Annotated in this window: 1 protein-coding gene; it reads right to left on the bottom strand. The window is 51.9% G+C overall.

The window, feature by feature from the left end:
* Window positions 1-759, bottom strand: a 759-nt coding sequence (locus ACXAG2_RS20855) for a Mu transposase domain-containing protein (protein WP_474870245.1), incomplete at both ends; no start/stop codon positions are given.

Genomic DNA, 759 nt, shown 5'->3' with positions numbered 1-759 from the left:
TGAGGAGCTTGTCCTGATTACTGTTTAAGATGTCTTTGAGTTGCTGTAAGCGATAGAGCTGATGCTGATTAGCCAGCTTGCAGGCGGTATTGAGCCGCTGCGGCGGATACTGACTGGCTAACCGCAATGCACCCAGACAGACGCGGAACGCCTGTTGGGGATGTGGTTTACGTTTCAGTTGGGCTTTTACCCAGAGAAGCACGTCATCACCGATGTCTTTCGCCCAGTTCATCAGGCTGCCTTCGCTTACTTTGTGGTAGTGCTGATGCTGCGCAAGCATGTGTTGCGGCGTGGTGGTAAAGCCATAGCGGTCATTGCGGGGATGGCTGGCCACACGTTTGCCCCGGAAGTAGATTTCGACCAGGCGAGGCTTTGCGTGGAGTTCCACTTTTTCACCCACCAGTTGATGCGGCACCGAGTACAGGTGATTCTCGTACTGCACATGGTAATCGATGTTCACCTTAGCATTGCGGATGTCCGTGTATTCATAAGCATGACGGGGTAATGGTTTTAAAGCAGGTTTATCCAGTTCGTCGAACCACTGCTGACGTGTCCCGGCCATTTGTTTGAACGGTTTATTGTTCACCTCTGTCAGCAAGGCGTTGATGCACTGGTTCAGCTCATGTAGTGAGAAGAAGGTGTGATGGCGAAGCCGGGCTAATATCCATCGTTCGATGATTTGCACACCCACTTCGGCCTTGGCTTTATCTTTAGGTTTATACGGTCTGGCGGGCACAACCGCCGTATCATAGTGAGCCG

The organism is Alteromonas sp. ABH4_456, from assembly GCF_056160645.1.
Note: the sequence above shows the minus strand (reverse complement) of the source record. Positions and strands in the feature narration are given on the sequence as shown.